10 protein-coding genes are annotated in these 7,711 nt (G+C 76.3%); 6 read left to right on the top strand and 4 right to left on the bottom strand.

Translation table 11 applies throughout. The annotated features are described in order from the left end of the window. The 3 genes from WCS02_RS15030 to WCS02_RS15040 all read left to right on the top strand — a co-directional run. On the top strand, nucleotides 1–723 hold a 723-nt coding region (locus WCS02_RS15030; RefSeq protein WP_340294631.1), incomplete at its 5' end, for a 5-oxoprolinase subunit B family protein. After that, complete coding sequence (locus WCS02_RS15035) at nucleotides 723–1,595, top strand: 5-oxoprolinase subunit C family protein (protein ID WP_340294633.1); 873 nt, start codon at nucleotides 723–725, stop codon at nucleotides 1,593–1,595. The genes WCS02_RS15030 and WCS02_RS15035, both read left to right, overlap by 1 nt. Beyond that, nucleotides 1,592–2,077 carry a pyridoxamine 5'-phosphate oxidase family protein gene (locus WCS02_RS15040; protein WP_340294635.1) on the top strand — a complete coding sequence of 162 codons (486 nt, stop codon included), beginning with the start codon at nucleotides 1,592–1,594 and terminating at the stop codon, nucleotides 2,075–2,077. The genes WCS02_RS15035 and WCS02_RS15040 overlap by 4 nt, the downstream gene beginning before the upstream one ends. A gap of 19 nt (nucleotides 2,078–2,096) precedes the next feature. On the opposite strand, the gene WCS02_RS15045 is transcribed toward WCS02_RS15040, so the two are convergent. Beyond that, on the bottom strand, nucleotides 2,097–3,335 hold the full coding sequence (locus WCS02_RS15045; RefSeq protein WP_340294637.1) for a saccharopine dehydrogenase family protein: 1,239 nt from the start codon (nucleotides 3,333–3,335) through the stop codon (nucleotides 2,097–2,099). A 106-nt stretch (nucleotides 3,336–3,441) separates the two neighbouring features. Between WCS02_RS15045 and WCS02_RS15050 the strand changes: the two genes are divergently transcribed. Then, nucleotides 3,442–4,932: a cation:proton antiporter gene (locus WCS02_RS15050; protein ID WP_340294648.1), complete on the top strand. Its 1,491-nt coding sequence runs from the start codon at nucleotides 3,442–3,444 to the stop codon at nucleotides 4,930–4,932. Between the two features lie 71 nt (nucleotides 4,933–5,003). On the opposite strand, the gene WCS02_RS15055 is transcribed toward WCS02_RS15050, so the two are convergent. After that, nucleotides 5,004–5,285, bottom strand: a complete 282-nt coding sequence (locus tag WCS02_RS15055; protein WP_340294639.1) for a DUF427 domain-containing protein — start codon at nucleotides 5,283–5,285, stop codon at nucleotides 5,004–5,006. Nucleotides 5,286–5,344: 59 nt separating this feature from the next. Between WCS02_RS15055 and ypfJ the strand changes: the two genes are divergently transcribed. Then, nucleotides 5,345–6,229 (top strand): KPN_02809 family neutral zinc metallopeptidase, encoded by an 885-nt coding sequence (ypfJ, locus tag WCS02_RS15060; protein WP_340294641.1) that lies wholly within the window; start codon nucleotides 5,345–5,347, stop codon nucleotides 6,227–6,229. Here ypfJ and WCS02_RS15065 read toward each other — a convergent pair. Both WCS02_RS15065 and WCS02_RS15070 read right to left on the bottom strand, forming a co-directional pair. Continuing rightward, a complete protein-coding gene (locus tag WCS02_RS15065; RefSeq protein ID WP_340294643.1) occupies nucleotides 6,226–6,690 on the bottom strand; it encodes a hypothetical protein in 465 nt (154 codons plus the stop codon). The two genes, ypfJ and WCS02_RS15065, sit on opposite strands and share 4 nt — an antisense overlap. Continuing rightward, the gene (locus tag WCS02_RS15070) at nucleotides 6,683–7,105 is read right to left on the bottom strand and encodes a PPOX class F420-dependent oxidoreductase (protein ID WP_340294645.1); all 423 of its coding nucleotides are present in this window, start codon (nucleotides 7,103–7,105) and stop codon (nucleotides 6,683–6,685) included. The genes WCS02_RS15065 and WCS02_RS15070 overlap by 8 nt, the downstream gene beginning before the upstream one ends. Nucleotides 7,106–7,177: 72 nt before the next feature. Here WCS02_RS15070 and WCS02_RS15075 point away from each other — a divergent pair, with 72 nt between their 5' ends. After that, on the top strand, nucleotides 7,178–7,597 hold the full coding sequence (locus WCS02_RS15075; protein WP_340294647.1) for a DUF1905 domain-containing protein: 420 nt from the start codon (nucleotides 7,178–7,180) through the stop codon (nucleotides 7,595–7,597). Nucleotides 7,598–7,711: the final 114 nt, after the last annotated feature.

Raw genomic sequence — 7,711 nt, forward strand, 5'->3', positions numbered from 1 at the left:
GTCGCGGCGGCCGGCGCGGCGGGCGGGCCGCGTGAGGGGACGGCCGGCGTGAGCATGCGCGTGCTGCCGTCGGGCAGCGGCGGCGTGCTCGTGGAGGTCGACGACCTCGCGCAGGTGCTCGCGCTCGCGGCGCACCTGCGGGCGCACCCGCCGACCGGCGTCGTCGACGTCGTCCCCGCCGCCCGAACGGTCCTGCTCGTGCTCGACCAGGCCGTGACCGGCCCCGCCGCGGTGGGCGCCGCCGTCCGCGCGCTCCCGTCGGAGCTCCTGCGGGGTCCTGCGGACCTCGGGCCCGGCGGCACGGGCGCGACGGCCGGTGAGGCCGCAGCCGGTCCGGTCGTCACCGTCCCCGTGGTCTACGACGGGGCGGACCTGGACGAGGTGGGCGCCCTGACCGGGTGGGGCGCCGACGGCGTGGTCGCCCGGCACACCGCCACCACGTGGACGGTCGCCTTCTCGGGCTTCGCGCCGGGGTTCGCCTACTGCGTGGCCGACGGCGGACCGGTCTGGCAGGTCCCCCGCCGGGCCACCCCGCGCACCCGTGTCCCGGCCGGCTCGGTGGCGCTCGCCGACGCGTGGACCGGCGTCTACCCGGGTGCCTCACCGGGCGGCTGGCAGCTGCTGGGGCGCACCGGGGCACCGCTGTGGGACGTCGACCGCGAGCCGCCCGCGCTCCTGCGGCCCGGCGTCCGGGTGCGCTTCGTCGACGCCGGCAACGCCTGATGCTCGAGGTGCTGGCCACCGGCCCGCTGACCACCGTGCAGGACGAGGGCCGGGTCGGCCTGGCCTCCTCGGGCGTGCCGCGCTCGGGCGCCTGCGACCGCGGGGCCTACCGGCGCGGGCTGCGGCTGGTGGGCACCGCGCCCGGCGCTGCGTCGCTCGAGGTCACCCTCGGCGGGCTCCGGGTGCGCGCCCTCGCCCCGACGACGGTGGCGCTCACCGGGGCGCGCTGCCCGGGCGTGCCGTGGGACGCCCCAGTCGACCTGCGTGCCGGCGACGAGCTGCACCTGGGCACGCCGGGCGCCGGCCTGCGCAGCTACCTCGCCGTCCGGGGTGGGGTCGACGTGACGGCGGTCCTCGGGTCGTGCTCCACGTGCACGCTGTCCGGCCTCGGGCCGCCCCGGCTGGCGGCGGGCGACGTGCTGGCCGCGGGGGCCGACCGGCTGCCGATGCCAGGCGTCGACGTCGCCCCGGTCTCCGGGCCGCCGGCGGGGCCGCTACTGCTGACCGCCACGCCCGGCCCCCGCGCCGACCGGGTCGGGGAGGCCGGGCTCGCCGTGCTCACCGGCACGGTGTGGGTCGTGGGGACCGACTCCGACCGGGTGGGGGTCCGGCTCGGTGGGGGCGTCCTGGAGGCCGCGGAGCGGTGGCGCGGGGTGGAGCTGCCGAGCGAGGGGGTGCTGCGCGGGGCCGTCCAGGTGCCGCCGTCGGGCGGTCCTGTCGTCTTCCTCGCCGACGCCCCCGTCACCGGCGGCTACCCCGTCGTCGCGTACCTGGTGGACGACCCGCTCCGCTCCGACGTCGACCGCCTGGCGCAGGCACGACCCGGGCAGCAGGTGCGGCTGCGCCTGGACCGGGGCAGTCTCGAGGCATGACGGATACCGACCGCACCGGCACCGACCGCACCCTGTCCGACAGCCTCGAGGGCCTGAACATCGCCATGGTGGCGACGGCCGACGACACCGGGACGTGGCGCGCCCGGCCCCTGTCGCTGGCGGGCCACGAGGGCGACGTCCTGTCGTTCCTCGTCAGCGTGGACGCCGACTGGGTCGCGGCCCTGGAGGTCACCGGGTCCCCGACCACCGTGACGTTCAGCGACCCCTCCAAGAACACCTACGTCGCCGTCCAGGGCAGCGCCCGGACCGTCGAGGACCGCGCCCGCACCACGGAGCTGTGGAACGCCGGGGCGGGCGCGTACTTCGAGGGCCCCGAGGACCCGCAGGTCCGCGTCCTCGACGTCACCGTGTCCTACGGCGAGTACTGGGACGGCCCCCACGGCCGCGTCGGCGCGCTCGTGCAGCTCGCCGCGCGCGCCCTGGGCAAGGAGACCGGCACCCAGGGCGACGTCGTCGTCTGACCAGCCGTCCGACCGCCCGTCAGAGCGGCTGCAGGGTCATCCCCGCGACCCGCAGCCGCTCGACGAGCACCTCGCCCATCGCCGTCGCGGGCGTGAGCACGCCCGCGCGGTCGGGCAGCCGGTCCCGGTCGAGGACCAGGGCCAGCGCGCTCTCGCCGAGCATCCGGGCCGTGGCGGCGTAGCCGGGGTCGCCCGTCGCGGCGACCGTGGCCTGCACCAGCCGCCCGCTCGTGGTGCGCGAGTGCAGCCGCACGCGGAAGAAGCCCTGCTCGCGGGTGCGCTCGTCGGGTCCGGCGCCGGGCGCGGGCAGGACCCGGTCCAGCAGCGCACGGGTGGGCGGCAGCGCCATGCCCAGTGCCAGCCCGCCCGTGCCCGCCGTCAGCGCCACCGCGGCGGGGGCCCCGAGCAGGCGGCCGGGGATGCCGACCGACTCCTCGTAGCGGAACCGCCGGCCGTACGACCAGCCGGTGAGGGCGTTGCTGCGCCGGACGACGCGCGTGTTGACCGGCGCCATGACGAACGGCGCCAACCAGCGCCGGCTCTCGGGGTCCCACCGCACCCGCAGGCTGTCGCGGCGGTCGCCGGGGGCGTCGGCGGTCCGGTCCGGCTCGCCGGCCCGGTCGGGGCTCAGGGCGTACGGGTCGGCCACGGCGGCGCGCGCGGAGGGGTCGGCGCGCACCCGGTCGACCTGCAGCCGCAGCGAGTCCACCGTCCCGCCGCTGAACCCGCCGCGCGCGCCGGTGAGGACGAACCGGGTGTCGGTGAGCTCGCCGAGCCCGTGCGTCGCCGCGGTCCTCGCGAGCAGCAGGACGCCCAGGTCGGAGGGCACGGAGTCGAAGCCGCAGGCGTGGACCACCCGCGCGCCGCTGGTGCGGGCGACGGCGTCGTTGGCCTCGATGCTCGCCCGCATGAACAGCACCTCGCCGGTGAGGTCGACGTAGTCGGTGCCCTCGGCGGCGCACGCCCGGGCCAGCGGCATGCCGTGGCGCTCGTACGGCCCCACGGTGGTGACCACGACCCGGGACCGGCGGGCCAGCGCCCGCACCGCGTCGTCGTCGGCGGAGTCCGTCACCACCGTCTGCCACCCGGCGGCGCGCGGCCCCAGGCGCTCGCGGACGGCGTCGAGCCGGTCGGCGGAGCGGCCGGACAGGCCCACCCGCAGGTCGTGGGACGCGTGCTCGGCGAGGTAGGCCGCCACGAGCGCGCCCGCGAAGCCGGTCGCGCCGTGGACGACGAGGTCGAGCTCACGGTCCGTCATCGGCCCACCGTAGGCACCGTGCCGGCCGGCGGCCCGCCCGCGGGGCACGCGTGCGCCGTCCGGCCCGGGGGCGGGGCCGCGGGACGGCTGTCATCCTGCGGGGGTGATGCTGCTCCCGCTCGTGACCTCCGAGCTCCCCCACCCGGAGATCACCGGCGCCGACGTCACGTACGTCGTGGGCGGGATCGGGCTCCTGGTCGCCGCCGTCCTGCCGCGGCTGCTCCGGGGGCGCGCCATCTCGGTGGCCATGGGGTTCACGGCGGTGGGGATCCTCGTCGGCCTGCTGCCGCTCCCGCTGCCCGACGTGGACCCCGAGGCCAACCGCGCGGTCGTCGAGCGGCTCACGGAGTTCTCGGTCATCGTCGCGCTCATGGGTGTCGGGCTGTCCCTGGACCGGCCGCTGTCCTGGAAGGCCTGGCGGACGACCTGGCGGCTGCTGCTCATCGCCATGCCGCTGCTCATCGGCGTGGTGGCTGTCCTGGCCTGGGGGATGATGGGCCTGCTGCCCGCCAGCGCGCTGCTGCTCGCGGCCGTGCTCGCCCCGACCGACCCCGTGCTCGCGGGGGACGTCCAGGTGGGCGGGCCCAACAGCGGCGAGGAGGACGAGGTCCGCTTCGGGCTCACGAGCGAGGCCGGCCTCAACGACGGGCTCGCCTTCCCCTTCGTCTACCTGGCGCTGTTCCTCGGCTCCAGCGTCGCCATCGGTGAGTGGGCCCCCCGGTGGGCCGCCTGGGAGCTGCTCGGCAAGATCGTGGTCGGCGTGGCGGTCGGCGCGGCGGTGGGCTGGGCGCTGGCGCGCGCCGCGTTCCGGGCGCACAAGCCGGCCCTGAGGTTCGCGCAGGCCGGCGAGGCCGTCGTCGCCCTCGGCGCCGTGCTGCTGGCCTACGGGGTGGCCGAGGCGGCGCAGGGCTACGGCTTCCTCGCCGTGTTCGTCGCGGCCGTCGTCATCCGCACCCACGAGCGCGGGCACCAGTACCACGAGGTGCTGCACTCGTTCATCGGCCAGGTCGAGCAGATCCTCACGATGGTCCTGCTGCTGCTCTTCGGCGTCGCCTGCGCCCGCGGCCTGCTGGAGAACCTGTCGGTGTCGGGGGCGGTGCTGGGCGTGCTCATCGTCATGGTCGTCCGGCCGCTCACCGGGTGGCTGGCGATGCTCGGCTGCGACGCCCCCCGCCGGGAGCGGTTCGCGCTGGCGTTCTTCGGCGTGCGGGGGATCGGGTCGTTCTACTACCTGGCCTACGCCACCGGCCTCGGCGCCTTCTCGGAGGACGCCGAGCTGTGGTCGACCGTCGGCTTCACGGTGCTGCTGTCGGTCGTCGTGCACGGCGCGACGGCGACCCCGTTCATGACGTGGCTCGACCGGGAGTCCGGCGACCCGGAGCGCGTCCCCGACATCGAGGACGGGATGCCGGAGGACCCGCCGCCGGCGGACGAGCCCGACTCCGACGGCGCCAAGGAGCCCGGCGACCAGGGCGGGTCCCAGCCGGCCACCCCGTCGCAGGCGGACGCCGACCGGCAGCGCTCCGGCGGGAGCGGGGACACCGACCGCACCGGGGACGCCGACCGCACCGGCGAGCCGGAGCCCGTCGGGCGCTGAGCCGCGGCGGTCGTCGGCGCTGACCCGTCAGGTGCTGACGGTCCGGGCGCCGGGGCCCAGGCGTACGACCGTCAGGCGCTGACGGTGACGCCCTTCCAGAACGCGACGTGGTCGGCGATCTGCGCCGCGGCCTCCGACGGCTGGGGGTAGTACCAGGCGGCGCCGGCGTTGACCTCGCCGTCGACGACCACGTCGTAGTACGACGCGGTCCCCTTCCACGGGCAGACGCTCGTCGCGCTGCTCGGGGCCAGGTGCTCGGTGACGAGGGAGCCCGGGGGGAAGTAGTGGTTGCCCTCGACCACGACCGTGTCGTCGGAGCGGGCGATGACGGTGCCGTTCCACTCAGCCTTCATGCCGGTGGCAACGGGGCCCGGGAGGGTTGGATTCCCGCCGGCCGGGGCACCGAGGCGGCATGACGTTCAACGAGGGTGGCAGCTTCGAGGGCGGCCGCGTGCAGAGCCGCCGCGGCGGGGCCGCTGCGGTCGGCGGCGGCGGTGTCGGCCTGCTGGGGATCATCGGCTTCCTCATCTACCAGTTCACCGGCGTGGACCCCACCCCGATCATCGACCAGGCGCAGCAGGGCGGCGGCACCCAGCAGCAGCAGGAGACATCGGTCGGCAGCTGCACCGCAGAGCAGGCCAACACCGACCGGGCCTGCCGGCTGTCGGCGACGGCGCAGTCCCTCGACGCGTACTGGCAGGCGCAGCTCGGCACCGGCGGACAGGAGGTGCCGCAGCCCGGGGTGGTCGAGTTCGAGCAGAGCACGCAGTCCGGCTGCGGTCAGGCCAGCGCGGCGACCGGGCCGTTCTACTGCCCGCCCGACCAGACGATCTACCTCGACCTCGGCTTCTACGACGTCCTCGAGAGCCAGTTCGGCGCCTCGGACGGGCCGCTGGCCGAGATGTACGTGACCGCCCACGAGTACGGCCACCACATCCAGACCATCACCGGCGTCATGGACCAGGCGGACCGGTCCGGCTCGGGCTCGGCGTCGGACTCGGTCAAGGTCGAGCTGCAGGCCGACTGCTACGCCGGCATGTGGGTCGGCGAGGCGGCGACGACCGTCGACCCCGACACGGGGACGACGTTCCTCGAGCCGATCACCGCCGAGCAGCTCGCCGACGCGCTGTCGGCGGCGGAGGCGGTCGGGGACGACCGGATCCAGGCGGCGTCCGGCGGCGAGGTCGACCCGCACACCTGGACGCACGGCTCGTCCGAGCAGCGCCAGGAGTGGTTCACCGTCGGCTACGAGCAGGGCAGCATCGAGGCCTGCGACACCTTCGCCGGCACCTTCTAGCCCTCGGGGACGGGACGCGCCTCGTGCCCGGGGAGGCCGTGCGTCCGCTCGCGCTCCTTCATCTCCGCCTCGTACAGGTGGCGCCGCCCTCCCGCGAGCTCCTCGCGGGCGGCGCGCTCCAGCTCGCGGAAGAGCGACCAGTAGCCGTCGTCGTAGTCCTCGACGACCTGGAACGTCCACCGCCCGGCGATGACGTTGCGGCCCAGCAGCTCGGTCTCGATCCGGTCGGCCAGCGCACCGGCCCCGACCGCCCGGAGCTGCTCCACCGCGTCGGCGAGCATGATGTCCGCGCGACCGGTGGTCTGGTGGAAGCCGTAGAGCAGCCCGCGGGCGTGCTCGACGGTCTCCAGTGCCTCGCTGAGCTTCCCGAGCGCCTCGACGGTCGCGTCGTCGACGCCCTCGGGCCGGCGGTGGGCGTCGTCCGGCCCGTCGGGGGCGCCGGAGCCCTGCTGCTCAGCCACGCGGCAGCATCCCGTAGGCGCGCTGCGGCGTGATGCGCAGCAGGAGGCGCTGCTCCTCGACCATGACCCGGCGGTACTCGTCCCAGTCGGGGTGCTCGCCGGCCGCGGCCCGGTAGTAGCGGACGAGGGCGTCGGCGGTGGCGTCGTCGGGGTGCTGGGCGACGGGGAGGGTCTCGGCGGTGCCGTCGACGACGACGTAGCTCCAGAAGTCCTGCGCGCTGACGTGGAGGGACACCCGCGAGTCCCGGCGCACGTTGCGCGTCTTGGCGCGGGAGTCGGTGACGGAGACCTCGAAGGTGCCGTCGGTCACCACGTGCATGACGTTGCTGGACTGCGGCCGTCCGTCGCGGCGGAGCGTGATCAGCACGCTGCGCCGGTTGTCGGTCGCGTAGGAGACGGCGTCGGAGAGGAGCACCGACCCATCGTCGGGTCCGCCCCGCGCGCACGCACCCGGGCGGGCCGGCGGGCCCGACGACTGTCGGTGCGCATGCCTACCGTGCCCGGGGTGCGGGACATCGGGGTGCGAGACATCGGGCAGCGGGTCGAGGGGCGGGTCGGGGCGCAGGTGGCCGGACAGGTGTCGGGCGAGGTCCGCGGGCAGCTGGAGCGGCTGGCCGGCGCGGGCGGCTGGTACGTGGTACGGCTGCCCCCGGGTGCGTCGCCTGCCGCCGCCGGGTGGGACCGCCGGGGCTTCGTCCCGGTGACGGTCACCGTCGGCGGCACCGAGTGGGACACCTCGCTCATGCCGATGGGCGACGGGACGTCGTTCCTCGCCCTGCCGGCCGCGGTGCGCCGCGCCGAGGACCTCGACGAGGGCGACCAGGTCAGCGCGGTGTACCGGGGTCGTCCTGACCCACGAGGGACCACGCCGACCCCGGCACCGTCGACGCGGCGCGGCCGCTGGTAGCCCGCCCGTCGGCGCCCGCCTGGTCGCTGCTCCGGTCGGTCGCGCGGTCGGTCGCGCGGTCGGTCCCACGGTCGGCCGCTGGCTCGTCGGGGCGACGGCCCGCCGGACGGCGGT

Source organism: Aquipuribacter hungaricus (assembly GCF_037860755.1).
Lineage (GTDB): Bacteria > Actinomycetota > Actinomycetes > Actinomycetales > JBBAYJ01 > Aquipuribacter > Aquipuribacter hungaricus.

Coding starts and splice junctions, on each gene's coding strand:
- WCS02_RS15035 (WP_340294633.1), top strand. CDS start 723: ATGCTCGAGGTGCTGGCCACCGGCCCGCTGACCACCGTGCAGGACGAG.
- WCS02_RS15040 (WP_340294635.1), top strand. CDS start 1,592: ATGACGGATACCGACCGCACCGGCACCGACCGCACCCTGTCCGACAGC.
- WCS02_RS15045 (WP_340294637.1), bottom strand. CDS start 3,335: ATGACGGACCGTGAGCTCGACCTCGTCGTCCACGGCGCGACCGGCTTC.
- WCS02_RS15050 (WP_340294648.1), top strand. CDS start 3,442: ATGCTGCTCCCGCTCGTGACCTCCGAGCTCCCCCACCCGGAGATCACC.
- WCS02_RS15055 (WP_340294639.1), bottom strand. CDS start 5,285: ATGAAGGCTGAGTGGAACGGCACCGTCATCGCCCGCTCCGACGACACG.
- ypfJ (WP_340294641.1), top strand. CDS start 5,345: ATGACGTTCAACGAGGGTGGCAGCTTCGAGGGCGGCCGCGTGCAGAGC.
- WCS02_RS15075 (WP_340294647.1), top strand. CDS start 7,178: ATGCCTACCGTGCCCGGGGTGCGGGACATCGGGGTGCGAGACATCGGG.